Source organism: Steroidobacter agaridevorans, assembly GCF_009932555.1.
Taxonomy (GTDB): domain Bacteria; phylum Pseudomonadota; class Gammaproteobacteria; order Steroidobacterales; family Steroidobacteraceae; genus Steroidobacter; species Steroidobacter agaridevorans.
In genome coordinates this window covers 170,155-194,575 of the sequence record NZ_BLJO01000002.1, presented here as the reverse complement: position 1 = coordinate 194,575, position 24,421 = coordinate 170,155, and the positions used below count along the sequence as shown (strand labels likewise).

General features: G+C 62.3%; 25 protein-coding genes. 9 read left to right on the top strand and 16 right to left on the bottom strand.

All coding sequences use genetic code 11. The annotated features are described in order from the left end of the window. A partial coding sequence (locus tag GYH35_RS07685; protein WP_161828088.1) for a hypothetical protein occupies positions 1-208 on the top strand: 208 nt, incomplete at its 5' end. Positions 209-295: 87 nt separating this feature from the next. Here the strand turns inward: GYH35_RS07685 and GYH35_RS07680 are convergent. The 3 genes from GYH35_RS07680 to GYH35_RS07670 all read right to left on the bottom strand — a co-directional run bounded on the left by GYH35_RS07680 (position 296) and on the right by GYH35_RS07670 (position 2,445). After that, on the bottom strand, positions 296-532 hold the full coding sequence (locus GYH35_RS07680) for a hypothetical protein (protein ID WP_161815144.1): 237 nt from the start codon (positions 530-532) through the stop codon (positions 296-298). A gap of 159 nt (positions 533-691) precedes the next feature. Further along, positions 692-1,501 carry a metallophosphoesterase family protein gene (locus tag GYH35_RS07675; protein WP_161815145.1) on the bottom strand — a complete coding sequence of 270 codons (810 nt, stop codon included), beginning with the start codon at positions 1,499-1,501 and terminating at the stop codon, positions 692-694. Beyond that, positions 1,498-2,445 carry a diacylglycerol/lipid kinase family protein gene (locus GYH35_RS07670; protein ID WP_161815146.1) on the bottom strand — a complete coding sequence of 316 codons (948 nt, stop codon included), beginning with the start codon at positions 2,443-2,445 and terminating at the stop codon, positions 1,498-1,500. Before GYH35_RS07670 ends, GYH35_RS07675 begins: the two co-directional genes overlap by 4 nt. A gap of 145 nt (positions 2,446-2,590) precedes the next feature. Between GYH35_RS07670 and ligD the strand changes: the two genes are divergently transcribed. The 4 genes from ligD to GYH35_RS07650 all read left to right on the top strand — a co-directional run bounded on the left by ligD (position 2,591) and on the right by GYH35_RS07650 (position 7,493). Continuing rightward, the gene (gene ligD / locus GYH35_RS07665; RefSeq protein WP_161815147.1) at positions 2,591-5,320 is read left to right on the top strand and encodes a DNA ligase D; all 2,730 of its coding nucleotides are present in this window, start codon (positions 2,591-2,593) and stop codon (positions 5,318-5,320) included. A gap of 40 nt (positions 5,321-5,360) precedes the next feature. Then, a complete protein-coding gene (ku, locus tag GYH35_RS07660) occupies positions 5,361-6,233 on the top strand; it encodes a non-homologous end joining protein Ku (RefSeq protein ID WP_161815148.1) in 873 nt (290 codons plus the stop codon). 76 nt (positions 6,234-6,309) lie between these two features. After that, positions 6,310-7,146, top strand: coding sequence for a tetratricopeptide repeat protein (locus tag GYH35_RS07655; RefSeq protein ID WP_161828087.1), 837 nt, complete (start codon positions 6,310-6,312; stop codon positions 7,144-7,146). A 98-nt stretch (positions 7,147-7,244) separates the two neighbouring features. After that, a complete protein-coding gene (locus GYH35_RS07650) occupies positions 7,245-7,493 on the top strand; it encodes a DUF6665 family protein (protein WP_161828086.1) in 249 nt (82 codons plus the stop codon). Between the two features lie 14 nt (positions 7,494-7,507). On the opposite strand, the gene GYH35_RS07645 is transcribed toward GYH35_RS07650, so the two are convergent. From GYH35_RS07645 to GYH35_RS07605, 9 genes are all read right to left on the bottom strand, one after another. After that, positions 7,508-8,182, bottom strand: a complete 675-nt coding sequence (locus GYH35_RS07645) for a dihydrofolate reductase family protein (RefSeq protein WP_161828085.1) — start codon at positions 8,180-8,182, stop codon at positions 7,508-7,510. A 73-nt stretch (positions 8,183-8,255) separates the two neighbouring features. Further along, positions 8,256-8,738: a hypothetical protein gene (locus GYH35_RS07640; protein ID WP_161828084.1), complete on the bottom strand. Its 483-nt coding sequence runs from the start codon at positions 8,736-8,738 to the stop codon at positions 8,256-8,258. Between the two features lie 99 nt (positions 8,739-8,837). Next, a complete protein-coding gene (locus GYH35_RS07635; RefSeq protein ID WP_161828083.1) occupies positions 8,838-9,794 on the bottom strand; it encodes a TIGR03885 family FMN-dependent LLM class oxidoreductase in 957 nt (318 codons plus the stop codon). An 11-nt stretch (positions 9,795-9,805) separates the two neighbouring features. Continuing rightward, positions 9,806-11,470 carry an alpha-amylase family protein gene (locus GYH35_RS07630; protein ID WP_161815153.1) on the bottom strand — a complete coding sequence of 555 codons (1,665 nt, stop codon included), beginning with the start codon at positions 11,468-11,470 and terminating at the stop codon, positions 9,806-9,808. A 4-nt stretch (positions 11,471-11,474) separates the two neighbouring features. After that, positions 11,475-11,849 (bottom strand): sensory rhodopsin transducer, encoded by a 375-nt coding sequence (locus tag GYH35_RS07625; RefSeq protein WP_161815154.1) that lies wholly within the window; start codon positions 11,847-11,849, stop codon positions 11,475-11,477. 2 nt (positions 11,850-11,851) lie between these two features. Beyond that, the gene (locus GYH35_RS07620) at positions 11,852-13,057 is read right to left on the bottom strand and encodes a D-arabinono-1,4-lactone oxidase (protein ID WP_202624155.1); all 1,206 of its coding nucleotides are present in this window, start codon (positions 13,055-13,057) and stop codon (positions 11,852-11,854) included. Between the two features lie 363 nt (positions 13,058-13,420). After that, positions 13,421-15,028, bottom strand: coding sequence for a M28 family peptidase (locus tag GYH35_RS07615; protein ID WP_407700200.1), 1,608 nt, complete (start codon positions 15,026-15,028; stop codon positions 13,421-13,423). A 92-nt stretch (positions 15,029-15,120) separates the two neighbouring features. Beyond that, a complete protein-coding gene (locus GYH35_RS07610) occupies positions 15,121-16,002 on the bottom strand; it encodes an NAD(P)-dependent oxidoreductase (RefSeq protein ID WP_161815157.1) in 882 nt (293 codons plus the stop codon). Position 16,003: 1 nt separating this feature from the next. Further along, on the bottom strand, positions 16,004-16,543 hold the full coding sequence (locus GYH35_RS07605) for an SLOG cluster 4 domain-containing protein (RefSeq protein ID WP_161815158.1): 540 nt from the start codon (positions 16,541-16,543) through the stop codon (positions 16,004-16,006). 118 nt (positions 16,544-16,661) lie between these two features. Here GYH35_RS07605 and GYH35_RS07600 point away from each other — a divergent pair, with 118 nt between their 5' ends. Genes GYH35_RS07600 through GYH35_RS07585 form a run of 4 tightly spaced genes read left to right on the top strand, consistent with a single transcriptional unit; the run spans position 16,662 to position 22,043 of the window. Beyond that, positions 16,662-18,662, top strand: coding sequence for a TonB-dependent receptor plug domain-containing protein (locus GYH35_RS07600; RefSeq protein WP_161828082.1), 2,001 nt, complete (start codon positions 16,662-16,664; stop codon positions 18,660-18,662). Between the two features lie 3 nt (positions 18,663-18,665). After that, positions 18,666-19,232: a YfiR family protein gene (locus GYH35_RS07595; RefSeq protein WP_161815160.1), complete on the top strand. Its 567-nt coding sequence runs from the start codon at positions 18,666-18,668 to the stop codon at positions 19,230-19,232. A gap of 16 nt (positions 19,233-19,248) precedes the next feature. Further along, positions 19,249-21,534: an ATP-binding protein gene (locus GYH35_RS07590; RefSeq protein WP_161828081.1), complete on the top strand. Its 2,286-nt coding sequence runs from the start codon at positions 19,249-19,251 to the stop codon at positions 21,532-21,534. 11 nt (positions 21,535-21,545) lie between these two features. After that, the gene (locus GYH35_RS07585; RefSeq protein ID WP_161815162.1) at positions 21,546-22,043 is read left to right on the top strand and encodes a low affinity iron permease family protein; all 498 of its coding nucleotides are present in this window, start codon (positions 21,546-21,548) and stop codon (positions 22,041-22,043) included. 7 nt (positions 22,044-22,050) lie between these two features. Here GYH35_RS07585 and GYH35_RS07580 read toward each other — a convergent pair whose 3' ends face one another. Genes GYH35_RS07580 through GYH35_RS07565 form a run of 4 tightly spaced genes read right to left on the bottom strand, consistent with a single transcriptional unit; the run spans position 22,051 to position 24,322 of the window. Continuing rightward, positions 22,051-23,337 carry a phospholipase D-like domain-containing protein gene (locus GYH35_RS07580; protein ID WP_161828080.1) on the bottom strand — a complete coding sequence of 429 codons (1,287 nt, stop codon included), beginning with the start codon at positions 23,335-23,337 and terminating at the stop codon, positions 22,051-22,053. Positions 23,338-23,388: 51 nt separating this feature from the next. Continuing rightward, entirely contained in the window at positions 23,389-23,661 is a 273-nt protein-coding gene (locus tag GYH35_RS07575; RefSeq protein WP_161815164.1) for a DUF5985 family protein, read from the bottom strand. A gap of 3 nt (positions 23,662-23,664) precedes the next feature. Then, positions 23,665-23,928 (bottom strand): DUF5985 family protein, encoded by a 264-nt coding sequence (locus GYH35_RS07570; RefSeq protein WP_202624153.1) that lies wholly within the window; start codon positions 23,926-23,928, stop codon positions 23,665-23,667. A 4-nt stretch (positions 23,929-23,932) separates the two neighbouring features. After that, complete coding sequence (locus GYH35_RS07565) at positions 23,933-24,322, bottom strand: hypothetical protein (protein ID WP_161815165.1); 390 nt, start codon at positions 24,320-24,322, stop codon at positions 23,933-23,935. Positions 24,323-24,421: the final 99 nt, after the last annotated feature.

Here is a 24,421-nt window from a genome sequence, read left to right as displayed (position 1 = left end):
GGACTTGAGCGCGTTCGATGAGCAAGTGTGCGACGTGCTTGCGTCGGCGCATACCGTCACCTCGGCCGCGAAAACGTTGGCGAAAGCCACCCCGCCCACCGCCGGCCGGGACGCGAGCGACAAGGCCAGCGACCTGGAATCCCGCGTGGCCGCCTCGATGCTTCGACTGCTGCAGGCCGAACGAATCGAGCTGTCGCCCGATAGCTGATTCGCCATCAATCGACGCGGAAAGAATGCTCGGCCGCAGCGATGCAGCCGAGCATCGAAGTCATACGAATCGGAAAACAGCGGGCGATCAGATTTCGCCGTCGCGATCCTGCTGCTCGTCTTGATCTTGGTGGTTGGCGGCCGTCATGCGATCGGGATTCGGGCGCGGCGGCACGACCGGCGCGGTGTTCTCCGGCTTGAACTTATGGTAGCCCGCAACACCCAGCGGCGTAATCAACGCATGCGTATTGCCGTAGCTCACGCAACCGCTCAGCGCGGCAGCGATAGAAACAACACTAACGAGACTCAACAATCGTACTTTCATCACGCGACACCTCACGGGTGGCCTGACTACCAGTACAACGCATCAACACGGCCCGAGGATGACGCATAACGGCGTTTTAATGCTGAATTGCGGCTGAATTGTGGGCGACCGAACCACATCCCACGTCGCCATCGAGCCACAGACTGGCGAAAGTTCCCGCTAGCGCCCGGCGCGATCCACATTTAATCGTTCCACCTTTACACAATGGAACTTATTGCGCTCGGCGCTGTAATCCCAGCGCTCCACGAGACAAATATGCGCATCTTCGCGCTTGATGAGATTCACCGAATTGGGATGACGACGGCGCACTCGGGTCGACACGGCCGTGCCTGCCTGCACGACCCAACAACGTCGTTGCAAATCATCGTAGTGCTCATGCAGTGGCGCGATATACGGCAAGTGAATGTGCCCGCCCATGATGACATCCGCGCCGGCACGCGACCACGCTTGAATGGCCTCCGCATGTCCGTGCAGTCGGTTGTGAACTTCGGTGTCACGAAGGACGTGCACGGGCTGATGCGTGACCACGATTCGAATCTGCCGCACGCTCGCGCTCGCCAGCCGTTTCGAAACTCGCCGTATCTGCTCGGGCGAGACCTCGCCGTCTTTGTGACGCGAGGGGCGCGTCGTGTTCACGCTGATCACCAGGAAATCCTCGCTGTGCCACTCCGGCTCCAGGTCAGCACCGAACGCGCGCTGGAAGCCCGCGTACGGAGCAAACATTCGCGCGGCGAGGTTGAACAACGGAATGTCGTGATTGCCTGGGATGGCAATCACGGCCGGCGGTGAGATGCGAGCAACGAACTCACGCGCCGACGTGAACTGCGCGCGCCTCGCCCGCTGTGTGATATCGCCGGAGAGCACGACCGCCGCAGGCTTGATCTCGTGCGCCAGATGGAGCAGCGCCTCTACGACCGGAGGCTGCTCAGTACCAAAATGCGGGTCGGAGATCTGCAGCAGTACCGTCATTGCGCGGTCGCGGGCGTCAACAGCGACAAGGGATGCTCCGCCACATGAAACGTCAAGGGCTGCTTGCACCACAGGATCTCGCCATCCACCGCGACTTTGATGCCTCGCTTCTTCGCGCCGCTCAACAGGCGCACGGTCATGCTACGAAACGGAAAGTTACGAATGCGCTCATCTTCGCCCAGCTGCCCCAACATGCCCCGTACACCCAACCAGAGCAGTTCGAGCGTGCCGACCGGTTCGACGATCACAGCCGCCAGACGCTGACGCTTCACGTCCTCGGCTTCTTCGATCCCCACCTGCTCGAGCTGCAGGGCGTTGTTGCCCACGAAAATGCTCGGCGTGAACAGCGTCTCGCTGCCCTGCTCGTGCTCGACCTCGACCAGCAACTGGCGATGCTCGCGTAACAGGGTCTTGAGGCCCGCCCACATGGCGACCGAACGGCGGCGGCCGTACTGACGTTTGTATTCTTCCCGATCCTGCAGCAGCTCCGGATACAGGCCGAGGCTTGCGTTCACCAGGAACGCACGATCGTTGACCATGCCCACCTGCACCGGCTTGAGCCTCGCGGTGAGCAGCGCATTGGTCGCCTCCGTGGCATCGAGCGGGATGCCGTGCGCCCGACTGGAATAATTGAACGTGCCTTGGGGAATGATGCCGAGCGGCCTGCGTGTGGGCAGCACCGCCTGCACGACGGCATTGATGGTGCCATCGCCGCCGGCCACGACGATCGCGCCGTCACTGCGAACGGCCGCATCCGCGGCTTTCTTGGCCACGCTCGACAGCTCGCCGGGATTGTCGATCAGCAGGAACTCATGCGGGCGGTGCGCCGCCGAGAGGACGGCTTCGATCTGCTGCCGGGCCTCACGTGCGTCCTTCGAGCCCGAGCCCGCATTGCTCACGATGAGGAACGGCGCGTCGGGGGCGAGAGCGTGGGCGGCGGCCATGACCAGTGGTGCACCTGTTGCGGGGGATCGCCGGTTCAATGCGCGATCCCGGGCCGAAGTTCACGGGATTGCACTTTCTACGAGCGCAATGTCGGCTGCGCGCATGCTTCCGCGTCTTCATCGAACAGTACAGAATCGATGCAGCATGAAACGCTCCGTGGACAAGCCGCTCGAAAAATACCGGCAGAAGCGCTCCTTCACCCAGACGCCGGAGCCGGCGCCCGCCGTGCCCGCAGGCCGTCAGGGCCCGCTGCTGTTCATCGTGCAAAAGCATGCCGCCCGGCGGCTGCACTATGACTTTCGGCTGGAGCTCGATGGCGTGCTCAAATCCTGGGCGGTTCCCAAAGGCCCCTCGTTGCAGCCGGGGGAAAAGCGCCTGGCCGTCGAAGTCGAGGATCATCCGTTCGACTACGCCTCCTTCGAAGGCGTGATTCCAGAGAAGAATTACGGGGCTGGCAACGTGATCGTCTGGGACTGCGGCGTGTACTCGCCCGATGAGGGCAGCGAGTATTCGTTCGACGATCGCGCCGAAGCCGAGGAACGGCTGCGCCGCGAATACAAGCAAGGCAAGCTGAGCTTCTTCCTGCGCGGGATCAAACTCAAAGGCTCGTTCGCGCTGGTTCGCACCAGCACCGACAAGCAATGGCTGCTGATCAAGCACAAGGATCGCTTCATCGGCGGCGACGACCTGCTCGCCCACAACACCTCGGTGCTGACGGGCGACACCCTGGATGACGTGGCCGAGAGCACGAATCGCGAGCGCCTCGCCGCGATGGAACTGGCGCCCTCCGGCCCGTTCGAAAAGATGCCCAACGAGATCGAGCCCATGCTCGCCGAGCCCGGGCAGAATCTCGAATCGGACGAGCGCTGGAGCTTCGAGCCCAAGCTCGATGGCTATCGCATCATCGCGTTCATCGATGGGGACTCGGTCTATCTGCAGTCACGTCGTGGTCAAAACTACACCGCATTGTTTCCCGAGCTGGTCGCGGAACTGAAAGCTCAGTGCGTCGGCTCGATGATTCTGGATGGCGAGATCGTCGCGCTCGACGCCGAGGGCCGTCCCTCCTTCAACGCGCTTCAGAATCGCGCGCAGATGAAGGGCCCGAAAGAGCTGGCCGAGGCGCAGCGGCAAACACCTGTCATCTTCCTTTGTTTCGATCTGCTGCACTTCGCGGGCATGAATCTGCGCGGCTCGACCTACGAGCAGCGCCGGCGCTACCTCTCGCAATGTTTGCTGCCCGGTCAGCACCTGCAGCTCATCCATGCTTCCGATGATGGCGAAGAGTTGCACGAAGCCTCACTCGCCGCGGGCTTTGAAGGCACGGTCGCCAAGCGCAAGGACAGCACCTATCAAGCCGGCCGCCGCACGCCGCATTGGTTGAAATTCAAATCGTTCACGACGCATGAGTTCGTCATCGGCGGCTTCACCGCGGGCAAAGGCCAGCGCCGCGCGCTCGGCGCGCTGCTGCTCGGCTTCTGGAACAAAGACCAGCTGCAGTACGTGGGCCACGTGGGCTCGGGCTTCAACGACGCATCGCTTGCCAGCGTGTACAAACAAGTGACCGCGCTTGCCAGCAAGACCAATCCGTTCTCCACCAAGCCGCCGTTGAATGGACCTGCGACGTGGATCGAGCCGAAGCTCGTGGCCGAGGTGAGTTTCGAAACGTGGACCGAGGAAGGCTATCTGCGCGCGCCCGTGTTTCACCGCCTGCGCGATGACGTGGCGACCGAGGCCGTGAAGGCCGGGCCACCGAAGAAGAAAAAAACGAGCGCCAAGGCGACGCCGAAGAATGAGATCCAGGCGGTGCTCGAGCAGCTCCAGAGCCCATCCAATCGGCTCGATCTCACGGTGAGTCACGGCAGCGGCGCCGCGAAGATCCGTCTCACGAATCTCGATCGCGAATATTGGCCGGCGGATCCCGAATCGAAGTCGCCCGCCATCACCAAGCGTGAGTACCTGCGTTATCTGGCGGGTATCTCGCCCTATATGCTGCCGCATTTGCGCGACCGTCCGCTCACCATGATCCGCATGCCCGAAGGCATCGGCGGCGAGCGATTTTTTCAGAAACATTGGGAACAGGAGCGTCCGGAGTTCGTCGAGGTGGTGACAACGTTTTCAGAGCATGTCGGCGGCGCGCACGACTACGTGCTCGCTCACAACCTGCCCACCTTGCTGTGGCTGGGGCAGCTTGGGACGTTGGAATTCCATGTCTGGCACTCGCGCGCCAAGGTCGCCAAGGACTGCGTGAGCCAGAGCGTTGACTACTCGAGCTCGCTCGACGCGATGGAATCTTCGGTGCTGAACTATCCCGACTACCTGGTCTTCGACATCGACCCGTATATCTATTCTGGCCTCGAGGCCAAGGGCGCGGAACCCGAATACAACAAGAAAGGTTTTGCGATGGGCAAGCGCGTGGCGTTCTGGATCAATGACCTGCTCAAGGAAATGCAGCTGCGCGCCGTGGTGAAGACCTCCGGCAAGACCGGTCTGCACGTGTTCGTGCCCATCGAGCGCACCGTCACTTTCGATGGCGCCCGCGAGATCTGTGAAATGGTCGGCCGTCACATCCTGAAACAGCATCCCCGCGATGTGACCATGGAATGGGCCACGCAAAAGCGCACCGGCAAAATTTTCATCGACTACAACATGAACGTGCGTGGTAAGACTCTCAACGTGGCGTATTCGCCCCGGGGGGTACCGGGGGCGCCGGTGTCGATGCCGCTCACCTGGGATGAACTGGAAGCCGCCGAGCCGGGCCACTTCACTTTGCGAAATGTGCTCTCGCGCTTGGAAAAAACCGGGGACCGGTGGCATGATGTTCTCTCGGCGAAACAGAGCCTTGCGAAAGCCTTCAGAAGTAAAGCCCGAAAGTGAGACTCGACTGAAGGTAAAGCCAGTCGAAAAGGTACCCCTCATGGCCATGCGCTCCATCGGTTCATTGACGATTTCCTTCGGTCTGGTTGCGATTCCAGTCAAGCTGTACACCGCGACCCAGACCGCGAATTCCATTTCCTTCAACCTGTTACACAAGGGTTGTGGCTCACGGCTGAAACAGCAGTACGTGTGCTTGAAGGACGGTCAGACGGTCGAACGCGACGACATGATCAAGGGGTACGAGTTCTCCAAGGATCAGTACGTCCAGTTCAGCAACGAAGAAATCAAAGCGATGGAAGAAATCGGCACCCATTCCATCGACATCGCCGAGTTCGTGCCGATCGAGTCCATCGATCCGGTGTATTTCGACAAGACGTACTATCTGGCGCCCGACAAGGGCGGCAACAAACCCTACGGCTTGTTGAACGAAGCCCTGAAGGACACTAAACGTTGTGCCATCGGCCGTTGGGCCGCGCGTGGCAAGTCTTATCTCGTGGCGCTGCGCCCCGTCGGCGATGTGCTCACGATGCAACAGTTGCACTTCGCGACCGAAGTGCGCGCGGCGACCGAGGTCGACGTGACAAAGCCAGACGTGAAAGCCCCGGAGCTGAAGCTCGCCAAGCAATTGATCGAGCAGCAAACCACCGCAGCGTTCGATCCCACCGCGTACGTCGACGACGTGCGCTCCCGCATCGAGGCGGCCATTCAGAAGAAGGTCGAAGGCCAGGAGATTTCCGTGGCCGAAGGCCCGGTCGAGACAGGCGGCAAGGTCATCGATCTGATGGAAGCCCTGCGCGCGAGTCTCACCAAGACCGAAACCGCGAAGGCGAATGTCGCCAAGCTCGGACCACGGAAGGCGCCGAAGAGAGTCGAACAGGCGGAGAAGCCTGCGCGTAAGGCGAGCAAACGCTGAGGGCTGAGGTGGCCGCGGCGGCCGGTCGTCCCTGAGGCGATCCTGCCGTATCCACCGCCTTGGCGGGCTTACCCGAGTGCAGACGTTCAGTGTTCAAGATGTAGAACGGGTGCTGCGCCTGTCTCGCAGCACCATCCGTGGGCTGATCAAAACCGGCTTCGTGCAACCCGCGCGCGGCCCCAAGCGCCAGCTGCTCTTTTCCTTTCAGGATCTCATCGTGCTACGCGCCGCGCGCGCGTTGCTCGAAGCGAAGATCTCCCGTCGTCGCATCAATCGCTCCCTCGAAGATCTGCGTCGTCACCTGCCCGAGCAGATGCCGCTGTCGGGCCTCAGCATCAGCGCGGTGGGCGATCGCGTCGTGGTTCGCGACGGCAAGAATCATTTTCAGGTCGACGATGGCCAGTACGTGCTCGGCCTGGATGTGAGCGTCGAGAATGGCGTCATCCGCGTCGTGGAACACAAAGAGGCTGTCGCCGAATCGGCGCCGGCTGAAACGGCCGATGATTGGTTCGATAAGGCCCTGGCGCTCGAAGACACCGACCTGAAGGCCGCTCAGGCCGCCTACGAGCGCGCCGTGGAGCTCGAGCCCGATTACGTCGGCGCCTGGATCAACCTGGGCCGCCTGCTCCACTCGCGTCACGATGAGAAGAAGGCGGAGATCGTGTATCGCCGCGGCCTGCAGGAATGCGGCGCGAATCCAGTGCTGATGTTCAATCTCGGCGTCGTGCTGGAAGACCTCGGCAAGATCGACGATGCGATCGAAGCGTATCAAGCCGCGCTCAGCGAAGATCCGAACATGGCCGACGGCCATTTCAATCTGGCGCGGTTGTATGAAGCGCAAGGCAAGGAACAGCACGCGATCCGTCACCTCGGCCAATACCGACGCCTGGTAAGCACGTCCGACAGTCGTTGACGGACGCGCTCCGCCCGCACGGCTCGGTATAATCGAGCGCGTGGTCAAGTTCGATAACCCGATTGACTCCCTGCTCGCCGGCGAGGCCGCTGCCTCGCTTGGGATCTCTGGCCGCAAGCTCAAAAACGCTCGACGCGCTCCGCCAGTACGATGCGGATGTCGCCGCGCTCACCCGCCAACCCGATGCGTCCGCGCGCAAGTGCCTCGTCATGGAAGCGGCCGAGGCGTATTGGGGCTACGTCGTCCAACGCGAGCAATTCGGCCTGATGGATTCGGAGTACATCGCGACCGAATACGCTATTCCCGAGGACGTGAAGCTCGCGATGGGCCCAAAGCGCAAGGCGTAACCTGAACCCTTCGATCATGTGCGCTGTCGAGCGTCCTCGGCCGCAAGACGCCGACGGCGCGCCTTTTCTGCATCGGACGGCTCTTGCTCGGACGAGGCTGACTTCACGGCGCCCTCCGGTTGATAGCGGCTGACGATGACGCCGGTGGATGAGGCTTGCGTCTCTACGAGCTTGAGCGCGCGCGGGGGCGCTCCTGCCTCGAACAGGCGCTTACCGCTGCCAAGAACGATCGGATAGGTTCGAATCACATATTCATCGATCAGATCGGCCGCGATCAGCGACTGCAGAAAACTGCTGCTGCCATAGACCTGGATGTCGGGCCCGGTTTCAGACTTCAGCCGGCGCGCCGCCTCAACCGCATCGCCCGGCAGCACCTGCGTGTTGACCCAATCGAATTCGTGCGTGCCTCGCGTCGCCACGTATTTGATCGCTCGATTGAAGGCGTTCGTGATCGGGTTGTCCCCGGCATGCGGCCAATACGCGGCTAGCATTTCATAGGTGCGGCGGCCCAAGAGCAGATCGAAGCGGCCGGACACCGCATCAACCAATCCTTTGCCCAAGGCTTCGTTCATATAAGGAGCGATCCAGCCGCCGAGCTCGAAGCCACCCCTGGGATCCTCCTGCGACGCGCCGGGCGACTGCATGACACCATCGAGCGAAACATGGTTGATCGAGATCAGCTTGCGCATGGCCGTTTCCTCTTGTAGCTCGTTTGGGTATCCAGAGGACGAACCCCGCCGCCGCGCCCCGACATTCCGCCAACTACAAATTCTGCGCCATTCCGCTGAGGCACTCCTTCGCTGACAAGGGCTCAAATGAAGGTGTCGTTGTCACCCAGCTTGCCCACGCACCCGTCCCTTGCAACGTGGCATACGGTCCTGTGCCGGAGACGATCTTCCAGTGACCGATTTCGCCCACCAGCACCGTTCCCGGGACGGCTGGCGGTGCCGGACACCAGGTGGGGGCGACCTTCGACCCCGCCACGTGAGTGCCATTGATTTCGATAGTGATGTACTCGCCGCCGGATGTGCTCAACAACCGTGTGATGTGAACCGCAGCGCCTAAGAATTGGGGCGTATCGATGAACGTGCCCTGCTCATTGATCGCTCCCGTCGCAGTGAACGTGCCAGAAGCAATCCTGTTCGCATCGAATATCGTCACAACATCCATCCACACCGCGACTGGCGGACCGGCTGTGACAGGCAAAGCTGCGAGCAGCAGAATTGCTGCGATTGGACGTTTCATGAGGCTCCCCCTGACTCTTCTTATACGAGGTCATCACGCGCTCGCCCCATAGAAAAGTCAATGGCCGAGCGGGAGCGCGATGCCGCAAAAGGCTCGCTCTCATGTCCTCAACTGCGGCAGCACTTTCGCGAAGGCCTCCAGAAAGCCTCGTTGATTCAAGTCGACCTGATGCAAGTACACATGGTCGACGCCGAGTTGAGCGTACTCGTGCAACCACGCCGCGTGCTGCGACAGATCGGAAGAGATCAGTACGCTCTGCCGCATGTCCTCCGGCCGCACGAAGCGCGTGGCTGTTTCGTAATCCTCGGGTGATCGCAGCTCCCAGCCGATATCGCCGCCAAGCGTGACGAAACGCCAGTGATCGAACGCGCCCTGCAACGCCTCCGATTCGGTCGGCGCCCAGTTCAGCGCGACTTGCAGGTGAATCGGCTTGCCTTCGCCGCCCCCGCGTCGGAAGGCGTCGATGACTTTCTTCACCTGGGCCGGCTTGCCAGCCACCGTGAGCAAGCCATCGCTCCAGCCGCCAACAAACTCCGCCGTGGCCTCGGTCACTGCCGCGCCGAGCATGAGCGGCGCCCTCTTCGGCCGGGAAAATAGCTCACCATCGACGACCGTCACGGACCCTCGATGCGTCACCCGCTCGCCCTTCAGCAACGCCCGGATGATCTGCGCGCATTCGCTCATCTTCTCGTTGCGCTCGGGCTTCGTCGGCCAGGCCAGTCCCGTGACATCCTCATTCACGCGCTCGCCACTGCCGAGTGCAAGCCAGAACCGGTCAGGAAACATTTCCGCAAGCGTCGCTGCCGCCTGCGCGACGACAGCGGGGTGATATCGATAGCCCGCCGCACAAATCACTCCCACTGGAAACTTCGTGCGCGCCATGGCGGCGCCGAGCCACGACCAGGAATACCCAGAATGTCCCTGCGATCGACTCCAGGGCTTGAAATGATCCGAGGACATCGCGCAATCGAAGCCTGCCTGCTCGGCTGCGATCGTGTAGTCGAGCAGCTTCGATGGCGCGAACTGCTCATGAGAAGCATGGAATCCAATGCGCATCTGGAATCTCTTCAGTGTCCTGTGGGCGGCCCCGGGGGCTGTCGGCGCAGCGCGTAGTTCAGGCCGCCTACACGAAACCATTTATAACCAAACGCGGTCAGCGCGATCTCATGATGACCCTGCCTGGTCGCCAGGCTGTCGTCCACTTCCAGCAGATTCACGAGCCGCTCACTGCCCTCGCCGTCCAGCGCCACCTTCACCTGTTGCGGCTGACGATTGAAGTTGTGCAAGACCACGATGCGGTTGCCGCGCCAGGAATAGCACATACCCAATACACCTTTCGCGCCCGTGCGAAGCAGGGTCCATTCGCCCCAGCCGATCTCCGGACATTCCTTGCGGACCCGGATCATCTTGATCATCCAGTTCAACAGCGAGCCCGGATCGCGTCGTTGTGCATCGACATTCACGGTCTGATACGCATAGGGCCCCTTGGAGATCACGCCATTGGCGAGCCGTTGCGCGGTCGAGAATCCGGCGTTGCGCTCGCTCGACCATTGCATAGGCGTGCGTACCGCCGCCCGCTCCTTACGCGCAAGATCGTCGCCCATGCCGATCTCATCGCCATAGCGCAGCACCGGCGATCCGGGCAACGCAAACATCAGACTGTTCGCCAACTCGATGTGCCGACGATCGCCCAGCATCGATGCGAGTCGTCGGCGAATGCCGCGATGGTACAGCTGCATGTTTGGCTCAGGACCGAAGCGCGCGAACACCTTGTCGCGCTTCGTCTTGGGCAGACGCTCGATGTCCAGCTCATCGTGGTTGCGCAGGAACACCGCCCACTGCGTCGCCTCCGGAATCTTGGCGGTGTCTTTGAGCGCCTGCTCCAGCGGCGCGGTGTCCCCCGTCGCGAGCGCAAAGAAGAAATGTTGGTTGACCCAGAAGTTGAACATCATGTTCAAGCCATCGCGGCCGTCGCCGAAATATCGCTGCGTCTCCTCGGGTGTGACATTGGCCTCCCCCAGCAGCGCCGCATCGCCGGCACGCCATTGCAGGAACTGGCGAATCTCGGCGAGATAGTCGAAACGCAGCTTCTCGCCCTTCAGTCGCGACTCGAGAATGAACGGCACGGCGTCGACCCGGAAGCCATCCACGCCGAGTTGCAGCCAATAACCGATGATGCGCCGGATCTCCGCGCGCACATGCGGGTTGTCCATGTTGAGATCGGGCTGAAACTCGTAGAAGCGATGGTGGTAATACAGCTTGGCCACCGGATCGCGGGTCCACACCGCCTTCTGCACGCCGGGGAACACCATGCCCTTGTTCCAACCCGCCGGCCGCTTCTTCGACCAGATGTACCAGTCCCGATATTGCGAATCCGGATCGCTGCGCGCCGCCTTGAACCAGGGGTGCTCGTTCGAGGTGTGGTTGACGACCAGATCCAGGATCACGCGCATGCCGCGCTTGCGTGCATGGTTCATGAACTCGACGAAGTCGCCGCTCGAGCCGTAGCGATGATCGACGCCGTAGTAATCGCTGATGTCATAGCCGTTGTCCCGATTCGGCGAAGGCTGGAACGGGGCGAGCCAGATCACATCGATGCCGAGCGAGTTGAGATAGTCGAGCCGGTTGATCAGGCCCGGCAGATCGCCGACGCCGTCGCCGTTGGCGTCCATGAACGTGTCGAGATCCAGGCTGTAGACGACCGAGTTCTTGTACCAGAGATCTTCGATCATCGGCTCACCCGGGGAAGGCTAGTGTGGTCGCGATGGCATTGGCCGCCTGGCTGGTATCTCGCCGCGTGAACTGCACAACCACCGGATGATCGGCGACGATCAACGCGGCGTACGGCGTATCGAGCGGCAGCGCCTGCGGATCGATCAGGTCATTGAACCGAACGTGCCGCACGCGCTGCGCGGCCACTTTCAATGGATAGGGACCGACCGGCTCGTGCTCCTCGTAATAGATGGTGAGCTGCAGATGCGCATCGAAATGCCCGGCGTTGAGCACACACAACTCATCGCGGCTCGTGTCCCGAGGCTCGGCGCCCGAGCTGAGCAACGGCATGTGGCCGCCTGGGATCGCCCATACTTTGGCACCGATGGTCTTCAGCACACTCACTCCTCCTCGCCCAGGAGTCGCGCCATGGGCGCGGTCAGGAACACACCCTGCGGATCGAACTGGCGTCGCAGCTTCATGAATTCATTCCAACGCGGATACAGGGCCGCAAGTGCCGCCCCCTGCAACGAATGTTTCTTGCCCCAATGCGGACGGCCGTCATGGGCGCGCAGGATGGGCTCGATGTCGTCGAAATACTCCTGATACGGCAGGCTTGCGTTCTGGTGCACCGAGACCGCGACTGAATCTCGCCCGTGCACCGGGCTGAGGAAGCCCTCGTCCTTGGCAATGAGCCGATACAACACGCGCCAGCCCACATGTTTGCGGTGGCGCTCGAGAATCCGACGTCTCACCTCGCGAAAGCAGGATGGCCCTGCCTCCGCCGGCACGAAATACTCCAGCTCCTCGAACTTCAATTCGCGCTCGCGGGCGATGATCTCGTGACTGAAGCCCTCCTGCTCGTGGATGCAGCGCGCGTACGGTAGGTCTGGCACCGGCGTTTCGGGCAAATTGAGGGTCCGCAACTTGACCTCATCGCGGCGGGGATACCAGTAGAAATCGAAGTTGCGATGGGCATCGGCGAGCTCATCGAGATGCGCCAGACAATCGTCGGTGCGCGCACAGTACTCACGGCGTCGCAATCGATACTTGGGTTCGAGCTGCAGCCGCACGGCGGTAAAGATTCCAAGCAGCCCCATCGACACGCGCGCGGCCTCGATCAGATCCGGTTGCTTCTCGATCGACCACTCGACGATCTCGCCCGCGCCTGTGACTGCACGCACACCGATCAAGGTCGCGGAAATGTTTTGTAGTTTGCGCCCGGAGCCATGCGTGCCTGTGCTGATGACGCCCGCGATGGTCTGCGTATCCACATCGCCCAGGTTCTGCATGCTCATGCCGATGTCATGCAGGATCGGCCCGAGGTCATGCAGCACCGTGCCGGCGCCCACGGTGGCCTGGCTGCGAACGGCATCGTAGTCAATCAGCCCACGGTGATCGCGCATCGACATCAATATGTCGGGCGTCTCGACCAGCGGCGAGGAAGAATGCCCCGAGCCCGCCACTCGGATGTTTCTCGAGCGGGCCGCGGCGTCTCTGACATACACGCAGACGGCCTCGTCGTTCGCGGGCCAGACCTGCGAGCGCGGCACGAAGCGCAGGCTCCCCGACCAGTTGCTGAACTCATCCGTAGAATGTGTGCGCAATATCTTCACGTGCGGCGGAAAGCCGAATGGCATCACGCACATACAACGGCAAGTGCGCCGCGTAGGTTCCTGGCCGACGTGATAAGTCACTACCTCGTCGGACGAGGGAAACAAATCTTTCTCGGAACCTTCACACGGTCCCAGGCGTCACACGCTTCGGATGCAGCTAAGATATCGGTGGAATGAACCAGAGCAACAGTGCTCTAACACCAGGAATCGAAATCCGATGCTCATCCATCGCCGGTCCATCTCTCGAGGGTCATCCTAAGAATGTAGGGTCATCCTCAAGTTCGATAAGAGATGACGGCACGAAGCCCCGCCTTTTGCGGGGCTTCGACTTTTATGGGGTCGGCCTTTCCAATCTCAGGGCGAAGGCGTTTCGACTTCGTACTCGAACGGATCGGTCTGCAGCGGCTTGGTGGGCAGCGGCTTCTTCGGCAAGGGCTGATCGCGCTCGGCCGACATCCACAGCATCGACGCCATGATCACCGCAGCCTGCTTCAGATCTTCCATGCGCAGATGATCGTAGCTGTCGATGCTGGTGTGATGGATGCGGCTGCCGTAATCGAGCGGGTCCTGTACGAACTGAAAGCCCGGGATGCCGACGGCCGACATGGGCACATGATCGGTGCCGTACGTCGGCGCCGCGACCACCGAATCCGCGCCCATGCTTGCGAACGGCGCAATCCAGGCTTTCAGGATCGGCGTGGCCGCGACGTTGCCTTCGGCATAGATGCCACGGATCTTTCCCGAACCGTTGTCGAGATTGAAATAGGCGGCGAGCTTGTCGTAGTCCGGACCGGGCGTGACGGGCCAACGCAGATTCCACGTGGCGTACACAGGCAGCGCCGCGCGTGCGGGATCTTCAACCGGCGGGCGCGACACCAGATGCCGCTGCGTGTAATCGAACGAGCCATAGAGCCCCTGCTCCTCGCCATTCCACAGCGCAAAGCGAATGGTCCGCTTCGGCTTGAGGCCGAGCTTGGTCAGGATGCGCGCCGCTTCCATCACTACGGCGCTGCCAGCGGCGTTGTCCTGCGCGCCATCGGATGCAACCCAGCTGTCGAGGTGGGCGCCAGCCATCACGTAGCCCGCCTTGCCATCGCGACCTGGCAGATCGGCGAACACGTTATATGCATTCGGATCTTCGTCGTGATAACGCACGTCGCTGATCAGCTCGAGCGTCGGGCTCGCGTCGGTCTTCGCAAGACGCGCGAGTTGTCGATAGTGTTCAGCCGCAAGTTCAAAGCCCGGCAATTTCGGCGATTGATCGCGACGGTGCTGATAGCCCTCACCGTGCAGCAGACCGCCTTCGCGATAGGACTTGCGCACCCACGCGAGCGCGCCTTCGGCGGCGAGGAATTGATCGCGCTTGGCTTCGAAGCGGTTGCGCTCCAGGCGCTTCTCCAACTCCTCTTCCATGGAGACGAGCGGCTGCCGGTATGCATCGAGCTTGCCGATATCCTCTCGATTCAATCGCACGAACGGCGCGACGGCAGGCTCGGCGCCGCTATCGGGCTGCGTGACCAGCACGATCTGACCTTTCAATTTGCCGCGCCACTTTTCGAAGTCGGCGACCTTACTCATCGGCGCGACGATGATGGATGCGGTGATCGCGCCGTTGGTCGGCGGCGTCCAGGCGACGGGAATCGCGCTATAGGTCGCGACGCGTGGCTTCAGCAGTCGGACGCTGGATTTTTCGATGGACCAGCCGCGGCCGAATTCGAAGCCTTCGGTGCGCACGTTCTTCAGACCCCAGTCGCGAAACTGCTGCTGGGTCCAGCGCTCGGCCTCACGCATTTGTGGCGAGTTCGTGAGCCGACCGCCAATGCGATCGGTGAGATACGCCGCGGTCAGCGGCAAGGCACTGCGATTGAAACCTTCATCGACGATCCGGTTGATGGTCGTCAGATCCGCTTGATCCGCCGCTTGCGCCACCCCCGCGCCAAGCACCCATACCAGCGACGCCATCCCGGCCCGCCACGCTTTTGCTACCATGCCTCGCTCCGTTGTTGGAATTGGTCACGATGCAGAGTGTAGCGTTCACATGCCGCCAGCGGGTGCTAATCCTCCTGCACGCGCGCGACTTCGATGATTTTGCTCTCGTTACTGTGCCCGTGACCCAGCGCGCATAACTTCGCGTAGGCGGCGTGCGCCACCGTGCCGAACGGCGTGCCGATCTTTAGCTTGCGGGCGAGGCGCAGCGCGTAGTCGACGTCCTTCAATCGCAGCTGGGGCGTAAACAAAACATTCTGATCGTGATCATCCGCGACGATGCGACGAGCAGTGCGCACGACTTGTGGACTTGCCGCCTGTCCGGTCGCAAGCGTCTCCGCGACGGCGTGGAGATTCAATCCAGCGCGCTCGGCCAGCGCCATGCCTTCTGCAATCGAAGCAATCTGGATGGCGCCCTGCAAGTTGATCATCAGCTTGTAGACGGTGCCCGCGCCGACGGCGCCGAAATGAATCGTTTGTTTGGAGAGGACATCGAGGATGGGCTGCGCGCGAGCCAGATCTTCGGGCGCGGCGCCGGCCAGCAATGTGAGCTCGCCGGCCGCGGCCATGTCCGGCAGCCCTGTGACCGGACAATCGATGTAACTTAGCGAGCGTCGCCGCGCTTCCCCTGCGAGATCGAGCACCCAGTCGTGCGACAAGGTCGAGCATTCGATCAGCAAGGTTCCCGCAGACGGCGTGCCGCCAAACACGCCTGCTGCGCCGAGCCACACTTCGCGCGACGCGGCGTCATCGGAGACCATCGAGAAGATCAGCTCCGCGCCCTGCGCAGCTTCTTTCGGTGATGGGCAGAGAGTCGCGCCCCGCTCCACCAACGACGTCGCTCGCGAGGCCGTGCGATTGTACACACGCAGTCGATGCCCGGCGGCGAGCAGCCGCTGCGCCATCCCCAAGCCCATCCGACCCAAGCCGATGAAAGTGACATTCGCCATGTCATCGGCCCGAGGCAAGCAAACCGAGCTCGGCGAGACCTCGCTGCAGATCCGCAATCGAGCTCCACGAGAGGATTCTGGAATTGCCGCGCTCATCGGGCGGATTGCGCTCCAGCTGATCCGACCAGCCGCCGCAGCCGGTCAGCGGTAACAGCGGCCGACGATGCAGCCACGCGAGACACACTTCGGAGATGGTGCCGGCGCGACCGCCGATGACGATGCATGCATCGCCGGCGAGCGCCATCATCAGATTGCGAGCATCGCCCATGCCGCTGGGAATGAGCACAGTGCACGGCCAGTCACGCAGACCGATGTCATCGGAGGGCACGATGCTCACGACCAGGCCGCCGGCGGCGAGCGCCCGCTCGGCGGCGAATCGAGTCGCGGGACTGCCGCAACCGCTGACCACAGTCACACCCCTGCGGGCCAGGAACTCGCCGGCGGCGCCGGCCAATTCATACGCAGGCGAACCGGGCTCGGCGCTGCCGAGCACGCAGACCTGCGGCGCTCTGGATTTTGTTGAAGTTGCTGTGGCGTTCATCGCGCAACAGTAACAGAGCCGTCCCCCGGTTTGTCCTTAATTCCGTGGCGCCAGTGGCTAGCGTACCGTCCTGCGAGCTTCCGGCGAAAACCACGAATTGAATCCAGGAGGCCGACGGGTGACCGCGCCATCAGCACCGCTAGGACTCGCGATTGCGATCTATTCGATCGCGACGACCGGCAGTGCCCTCGCGGCGGAAGACAACGTCATCATTCGAGATCCGACGTTCGAACAGCTTGCAAGACTTACCGTCACTTCGGTCACCGGCACCGTGCGCCCGCAATTCACCTCGCCCGCCGCCACCTATGTGCTCACCGCCGAGGAATTGAACTACGTCGGGGTCAGAAATATTCCAGAGGCCTTGCGCTATGCGCCGGGCATGCAGGTGTCGCAGTTCGATGCGGCCCGCTGGTCCATCTCCGCGCGCGGCTTCAACACGATTGCGGTGGACAAGCTGTTGGTGTTGGTCGATGGCCGGCCGGTATACACACCGCTCTGGTCCGGTGTGTATTGGGAACAGCATGCGTGGCTCAGTCAGGATCTCGATCGCATCGAAACGATCAACGGACCGGCCGGCTCCGTCTGGGGCGCCAATGCGATGAACGGCGTCGTGAACATCCTCTCGCACTCGGCACGCGACACCCAGGGCACGGCGCTCACGGTCGGCACCGGCACCGAAGAGAAAGCGTTCGGCAGTTTCAGATACGGCGGCGCCGCGGGTGAGAACGCGTGGTATCGCGCCTATGTCGATTACACCCGGCGCGACGACACGGAATTGGGAAATCGACAACCGACCGGCGATGCCTGGGACATGGGCCGCGTCGGCTTTCGCTACGATCGCGATGACGACGCTAACCGGATCTTCGTCAAGGCAGAAGCGCAGTCCGGCGATTTCGATGAGGCGGGTTTCATTCCCTCGCCGACGCCGCCTTATCAAACGCGCCCGCCGCGAGGCTACAACCGTGGCGGATTCGTGCAAGGCAGCTGGGCGCACCGGCTTCGAGAAGGCGCCGAAGTAGCGGCCGGCGCGTGGTACGAACGGCTCGAACGACGACTGCAGCCCACCGATGAGCACAGTGACACGTTCGATATCGGCGTTCGTTACGGTACTCAGCTCGGCGGCATGCACTCCATCACCGCCGGCGCACTCTATCGCTACATCAAGCACGAGACCGCCTCCACGTTCCAGCTGACGTTCACGCCGCCAAACCGGACGCTGCACCAGTGGTCGGCGTATTTGCAGGATGAAATACGAATCGACGACCGGCTCGGCGCGACCCTCGGACTGCGCGTGGAAGACAATCCGTTCACCGGCCTGGAATGGCAGCCGGACCTGCGACTGAACTGGAGCGTCACGGATCGACAATTGCTTTGGGCCGCCGTGGGCCGAGCCGTGCGCACGCCAACCTTCGCCGATGAGTCCCGCACCTTCGTGACCCGAGTCTCGCCGCCCGGCAGCTTCGGACCCGGCTCCCCGGCGGTGCTCAACCAGGTGCTGGGCGATCCCGATCTGGAATCGGAGGACTTGATCGCCTATCAACTGGGCTGGCGCGGACGCTGGCACGACAACGCGATGTTGAGCGCCTCGGTGTTTTATAACGATTACGACCGCCTGATCCTGTATGCGCCGCAGCCGCTCGATACGGTCACGCTGGCGCCCGATTTCTGGCGCATGGCGGTCGCGCCCGTCAATAGCGGCACAGCTCATGGGCATGGCGCGGAGCTCGCGGGCATGTGGCAGCCGATGCCGCGCTGGCGCCTGTTTGGCACAGCCTCGTACCTGGATCTGGATGTGCACCCCGCCGAGCTGCAGCTCGCGACAAACATCGCCGGATCGACGGCACAAGTGCAGGCGTCGCTGCGTTCCAATCTCGATCTGGGCAATGACTGGGAACTCGGCGTCGGCCTGCGCTATGTCGACGACTTGCCGGCGTTGAACGTGGACAGCTACGTCGGAGCGGAGGTGCGCGTGGCCAAAGAATTGACCGAAGGCGTGAAGCTTGCGCTCGTGGGCCAGAATCTGTGGGAGCCTCGTCACGCGGAGTTCCGCTCCGCCTCCTTTCCCATCGATCCCTATATCGAGCGTAGCGTATATCTCGCCTTGAGCTGGCGCAGGTAGGCGATGCGGTGGCTCGCGTGGCTTTTGTTTCTTCCCGCCGTGCTGCTGGCGGCGACTGCGCGCGCCGCGCCGGAATACAGCATCAAGGCCGGATATATCCTTTTGTTCACGCGCTACGTCGAGTGGCCTGCCAGCGCCTTTGCCACGCCCACGGCCCCTATTGTCGTGTGTGTATTGGGCGCCGATCCTTTCGGATCCGTGCTCGATGAGACCCTGGCCGGACAACTGAGCCAGAAGCGTCCGTTGAGCGTGCGTCGCGTGAGCGATGCGGAAGCGGCTGAAGAATGTCACGTGGCTTTCATCGGGACATCCTCGACCCAGCCGCCAGCGAGCGAGCAAACCAGTCAATGGCTCGACACGCTCGCCAACCATCCCGTGCTCACGATCACCGAGACGCCGGAGGCCCTCGAGCAGGGAGCCATGCTCAGTTTCGTGAGTGAAGTCGAAGGCGGTCAGGCTCGCATTCGTTTTGAAGCGAGCCTGCCCCCGATGCATCGCGCCGGTTTGACCGCGAGATCGCAGATGTTGAGTGCGGCTCGCAAGGTTCATCGCGAAGCCCCTGGCATCTGAGTCCCGAGGAGCCGCAATGAAACCGTTCGCCCTCAGCCACCTGCCACTGCGACGCAGGTTGTTGCTGCTCGTGGGCCTGGCGGCGGTGGTCTCCTTGCTGCTGGCCATCGCCGCCGCCGCCATTTATGACTTCAGCACGTATCGGCCGCGAACCGTCGAGCGGGCTCGCGAGCAGGCGGAGAGCTTCGCGGCGATCGTCACCGCGGCCGTGGAATTTCAGGATTCACGCACCGCGACTGAATATCTGAGCGAGCTCGGACGCGATCCAAACATCGAGGCGCTCGCGATCGTACAAGAGGACGGGACCGTGTTCGCCGAGTATCACAGGCCGGGCACGCAGCTCATGAACTTCGCCGATACCGGAGCGCGTGCGCAGCTGGTTCGCGCCGGGCGGATTCTCACCACCCACGCCATCGATGCCGCCGGTCCCGTGCATGCCGATCTATGGATGGCGACGACGTTGATGCCCTTCGCCGATCGCATTTGGGAATATGCGCCGCTGCTCGGCGTCGTGGCCTTGTCGCTGTTTGCGCTCGCGATCATGCTCTCCATCACGCTTCGCCGCGCGATCTCCGAGCCCGTGCAGGCGCTTGCCGCGACCGCGCGTGATGTGACACGACTGCGTGACTATCGACGGCGTGTTTCCAGCGAAGGCAGCGATGAGGTCGGGCAATTGGCGCGCGACTTCAACGCCATGCTCGATGCGGTCGAGGAACGCGAGCGCGCACTGAGACAGAGTGAGGAAACCGCGCGTCGACAGCTGATCGAGATCGAAGCGATCTATGCCAACGCGCAGGTCGGCCTGTGCGTGATCGACAGGGAGCTGCGCTACGTTCGTATCAACAAGCAGATGATGGAAATGAGCGGACACGCGGCCGAGGCGTTGATCGGGCGCACGCTCGAGGAGGCAACGCCCGAGCTTGCCACCGTGCTCGCGCCGATCTGCAGGCAGGTGCTCACGACCGGTGAGCCGGTCGCCAACATCGAGTACGTAAGCGCCGCGCCGCCCGGTGGAGCGCGTCGTTACTGGATCGGCAACCACCACGCGCTGCTCGATGAGGTGGGCAATATCATCGGCGTGAACGTCGCGATCCACGACATCACCGATCGCAAGCGAGCCAACGAAGAGCGCGCGGCGCTCGAGACACAACTGCGTCAGTCGCAGAAGATGGAAGCGCTCGGCACCCTGGCCGGCGGCATCGCACACGATTTCAACAACGTGCTGACCGCGATCTCGGGCAATGCCCAGCTCGCCATCGAAGATCTCACGCCGGAGCATCCGGCGACACCCTCGCTTCATGAAATCAAGCGCGCCACCGGGCGCGCCAAGGATCTGGTCCGTCGCATCCTCGCGTTCAGCCGTCCGGAACAAAACATTCAGCATCTGATCGACCTGCGCCCGGTCGTCGAAGAAGCGTTGCGCCTGTTGCGCGCGACCGTGCCGAGAATGATCGACATTCGTTTGCAAGCCGAGCCGGACCTGCCCGCGGTGATGGCCGATGCGACGCAGGTCCATCAGGTGCTGATGAACCTGGGCAAGAACGCGTGCGATGCCATGCAGAATCGCGGCGGGACGCTGACGATCCGGCTCGCAAGCGAACGCATCGAGTCGCTGCTGCACAGCCCCTCGCCCGATCTGCATCCGGGCAATTATCTGCACATTTCCGTGGAGGACACCGGCACCGGCATTCCCCCCGAGCTGATCGAGCGCGTCTTCGAGCCCTTCTTCACGACCAAAGGCCATGGCGAAGGCACGGGCCTGGGACTCTCGGTCGTGCACGGCATCGTCAGAGGTCATCGTGGCGCCATCCTGGTTCGTAGCCAACCTGGCAGCGGCACCGTGTTCGATCTTTATTTTCCCGCCGTCGAGCACCAGCCCGAGGATGCCGCGAAGACAGCCTCGCCCATCGCCACGCCCGCGGGCCGCGGCGAGCATGTGCTCTATGTCGATGACGAAGATCAGCTGGTCGATCTGGTGACGCGGATGATGGAGCGCATGGGTTACAACGTCACCGGCATGACGCGGCCCATCGAAGCCATCGAAGCCGTGCGTGCCGATCCGGCAACCTTCGATCTGGTATTGACCGATCTGGGCATGCCCGGCATGAGCGGCATGGATCTGGCCGAAGAGCTGCTGCAGATCCGCCCTGACCTGCCCATCATCATCACCTCCGGCTACGTGCGCGCCGAGGATGCGAAACGTGCGGAGCAAATCGGCGTGCGGGACGTTGTAATGAAACCCAACACCGTCGCCGAGATCGGTCAGCTGATTCGCGATCGCCTCGACGCATTGACGAAATGATCGGAGCTCGCATGGCCAGACACAGCAGCAGCAGTCGCACCTGGTTCACCCGTTTCGCCAAATCGACCGCGCGCGCCGCAGGTCACCCGGCTACCTTTTGCGCGGCGCTCGCCATCATCGTGATCTGGGCCGTGAGCGGCCCGCTCTTCGGCTTCAGCGACACCTGGCAGCTGGTCATCAACACCGGCACCACCATCATCACGTTTCTGATGGTGTTCCTGATCCAGAACACCCAGAACCGCGACTCCGAGGCCATCCAGGTCAAGTTGGATGAACTGATCCGATCCATCGATGGCGCGCACCTCGCCCTGCTCGATCTGGAAGAGCTCGAGGAGGAGGATCTGCAGCGGATCAGCAAAGGGTATCGGGAGCTCGCGCAACAGGCTCGCAAGGAATTGGACGAAGGCAAATCCGACACCGATGTGCGCGAAGTCGGTTCCACCCATCGCAAGGAATTCAGCGAGCGCCAACGGCGAAAAAAAGCGCACGCGAAGCGCGCGAAGGACTAGCTTCTGCTCATAGCTGCGACGACAGCGCCGCGGCCGCGTTCTCAATGATCTTCTCCGTCAGCGGCCGATGCAGCCAGGCCTGCAGCGTGATCTGCCGGGTGCGCTTCAAATCCTGCTCGAAGACTTCGGTCAGCGCTTGCGCAAAATCGGCGTCGTAGACATTCAAATTGGCTTCGTCGTTGAGCCGAAACGAGCGCGTGTCGATATTGGTCGAGCCGACCGACACCAGCAGTCCATCGACGATCAGGGTCTTGCAGTGGAACATCGTCGGCTGATACTCATGGATCTGCGCGCCGGCCGCCAGCAGCTCGCCCCACGATGCCCGCGAGGCCTTGCGCACGATCTCGGTATCGATGTCCTCGCCCGGCACGATGATCCGCACACGCACTCCTCTCTTCAGCGCATCGATCAGCACACGCAGCGTCAGCTCGTCGGGCACGAAGTACGAGGCGGACAGATCGATGGTCTTCGTGGCGGATGAAAAAGCGAGCAGATACATCAAGAGCATGCTGTCCGCGCCGCCCGTGGGCGAACTGGTGAACACCTGCCCAGCCGCATCGCCGGTAGCCTCGAGCGATGGGAAGTAAGCCTCACCGCGCAGGACTGCGCCGGTTGCTTTGATCCAGTTGTCCATGAACGCGGCCTGCATCTGCGCAACCGCCGGGCCTTCGATGCGATAGTGCGAATCGCGCCAATGCTCCTCGTCCTGCGCGTTGCCGTCCCATTGATCGGCGATGCCGACCCCGCCGGTGAAGCCCACCTTGCCATCGACCACGAGCAGCTTGCGGTGGGTACGATTGTTCATGCGCACCAGGTGATACCAATGCAACGGGTGATAGCGCTCGATCCGCACGCCCGCATTCGCCATCTCGTGCACCAGCACCTCATCCATCTTCTGGCTGCCCACCCAATCGATCAACACGTGCACGGGCACCTTGGCCCGCGCGCGCTCGATCAGTGCATCGGCGAACTCACGGCCGATGTCGCCCGACCAATAGATGTAGGTTTCGAAGTTGATGCTGTGGCGCGCGCCACGGATGGCTTCGAGCATCGCCGGAAAGATCTGATCGCCATTCTCGAAATTGGCGACCCGATTGCCCTTCAGAATGGGCGGACCGAGCAGCGTGCCGAGCTCATGCAGGAAACGCGGATCGCCGGTCGTGTAGCGATGCTCGACCTGGCGCTGGATGCGCCGCTCGGGTTGCACGAAGTTCAGGGCGATGACGGTGAAGGCCATGGCGAGCAGCGCCCCGATCACGCCCGCGGCAACGATTTGCCTTCGGCTCCAGCTCATGCGACAGAAACGCTGTCGCCCCGGCGCTCAGTTCCGCCGATAGCGTCCGGGCTACCGCTTCCGCGCCGGGCTGTCCCGGTTCTTGGCGACGATGGCGCCGAGAATCAGCAGGAACGCGACCAGCCGCACCATATAAATGACGGCGCTGCCCTCGCTGGGCTTGTCGATCGCCAGGAACGCCATGCGGTTGATGCCCTCGATGGCAAACGCGGCGGCGAATGCCAGGAACAGCTTGTCGCGAGTCTGGCGGTAGAACCGCCAGAAGAAGCCGGCGGCGGTCAACGACGCCGTCACGATCACTCCCAGTAAGAAGCCCTCGACCATGACTCACTCGCTCTCGAAGACCAGCCCGTACACGAGCAACAACATCGCCGCGGCGGCTGTGCTCAGCCGCCACATATAAAGACTCTGGTCGGCCCCCAGCAGGACCAGGTCGACGAACAACAATACGTTCGATACCGTCAGGCCGGCGAAGCACAGTCCAGCCCACAACAACAGACGGCTGCGCGAGCGTGCAAAGCCTCGCAACAGCAGAACGGCGCTCGTGAGAGTCACGAGGGCGCCCAGCAGGTAGACGAGCTTTGCCAGCATGGTGTTAGTCCTTGTCCTTGAGCCGGAACGCTCGCGCGAAGTCGCGCACGGAGCCCGAAGCGTTGGAATGGATGAACCGGGTCAGTTGCACCAGCTGCGTGCGATAGGACTGCGCCACCTTCTCGAGCAGCGCGCTCTGCTCCGGCGAGCGTGGGACATATTGATACGTGGCGGGCGCCTGTTCGACGCGCACGATCAGCGAGCGTCGCGTGAGATCTTCGAGAATCGAGCTCGCCTGCTTCTCGCTGACATAGATGCGCGCGGCCAGCTGCACCACTGTCCACACAGTAGTGGGTGACTGAAAGAGCAACAGCAGAGCCTCCAGGTGAGGCACCGTGTCGATGCTGTCGAGCAGAAATTGCTCGACCGCTGGATCAATCGCTCCCGCCGTCATCTCCCGTCCGTTCGACCTTTATTGCTCTTGCTCGTTATAATCATCATCGCTGAACCGTGTGAAACGACTGCCTACGATGAAAGTTCCCGCTGTCAGGAA

Bases quoted from the DNA above. Each gene is read 5' to 3' on its own strand.
- GYH35_RS07680 (WP_161815144.1), bottom strand. From the start codon at position 532: ATGAAAGTACGATTGTTGAGTCTCGTTAGTGTTGTTTCTATCGCTGCC.
- GYH35_RS07675 (WP_161815145.1), bottom strand. From the start codon at position 1,501: ATGACGGTACTGCTGCAGATCTCCGACCCGCATTTTGGTACTGAGCAG.
- GYH35_RS07670 (WP_161815146.1), bottom strand. From the start codon at position 2,445: ATGGCCGCCGCCCACGCTCTCGCCCCCGACGCGCCGTTCCTCATCGTG.
- ligD (WP_161815147.1), top strand. From the start codon at position 2,591: ATGAAACGCTCCGTGGACAAGCCGCTCGAAAAATACCGGCAGAAGCGC.
- ku (WP_161815148.1), top strand. From the start codon at position 5,361: ATGGCCATGCGCTCCATCGGTTCATTGACGATTTCCTTCGGTCTGGTT.
- GYH35_RS07645 (WP_161828085.1), bottom strand. From the start codon at position 8,182: ATGCGCAAGCTGATCTCGATCAACCATGTTTCGCTCGATGGTGTCATG.
- GYH35_RS07640 (WP_161828084.1), bottom strand. From the start codon at position 8,738: ATGAAACGTCCAATCGCAGCAATTCTGCTGCTCGCAGCTTTGCCTGTC.
- GYH35_RS07635 (WP_161828083.1), bottom strand. From the start codon at position 9,794: ATGCGCATTGGATTCCATGCTTCTCATGAGCAGTTCGCGCCATCGAAG.
- GYH35_RS07630 (WP_161815153.1), bottom strand. From the start codon at position 11,470: ATGATCGAAGATCTCTGGTACAAGAACTCGGTCGTCTACAGCCTGGAT.
- GYH35_RS07615 (WP_407700200.1), bottom strand. From the start codon at position 15,028: ATGGCGTCGCTGGTATGGGTGCTTGGCGCGGGGGTGGCGCAAGCGGCG.
- GYH35_RS07610 (WP_161815157.1), bottom strand. From the start codon at position 16,002: ATGGCGAATGTCACTTTCATCGGCTTGGGTCGGATGGGCTTGGGGATG.
- GYH35_RS07605 (WP_161815158.1), bottom strand. From the start codon at position 16,543: ATGAACGCCACAGCAACTTCAACAAAATCCAGAGCGCCGCAGGTCTGC.
- GYH35_RS07595 (WP_161815160.1), top strand. From the start codon at position 18,666: ATGCGGTGGCTCGCGTGGCTTTTGTTTCTTCCCGCCGTGCTGCTGGCG.
- GYH35_RS07590 (WP_161828081.1), top strand. From the start codon at position 19,249: ATGAAACCGTTCGCCCTCAGCCACCTGCCACTGCGACGCAGGTTGTTG.
- GYH35_RS07585 (WP_161815162.1), top strand. From the start codon at position 21,546: ATGGCCAGACACAGCAGCAGCAGTCGCACCTGGTTCACCCGTTTCGCC.
- GYH35_RS07580 (WP_161828080.1), bottom strand. From the start codon at position 23,337: ATGAGCTGGAGCCGAAGGCAAATCGTTGCCGCGGGCGTGATCGGGGCG.
- GYH35_RS07575 (WP_161815164.1), bottom strand. From the start codon at position 23,661: ATGGTCGAGGGCTTCTTACTGGGAGTGATCGTGACGGCGTCGTTGACC.
- GYH35_RS07570 (WP_202624153.1), bottom strand. From the start codon at position 23,928: ATGCTGGCAAAGCTCGTCTACCTGCTGGGCGCCCTCGTGACTCTCACG.
- GYH35_RS07565 (WP_161815165.1), bottom strand. From the start codon at position 24,322: ATGACGGCGGGAGCGATTGATCCAGCGGTCGAGCAATTTCTGCTCGAC.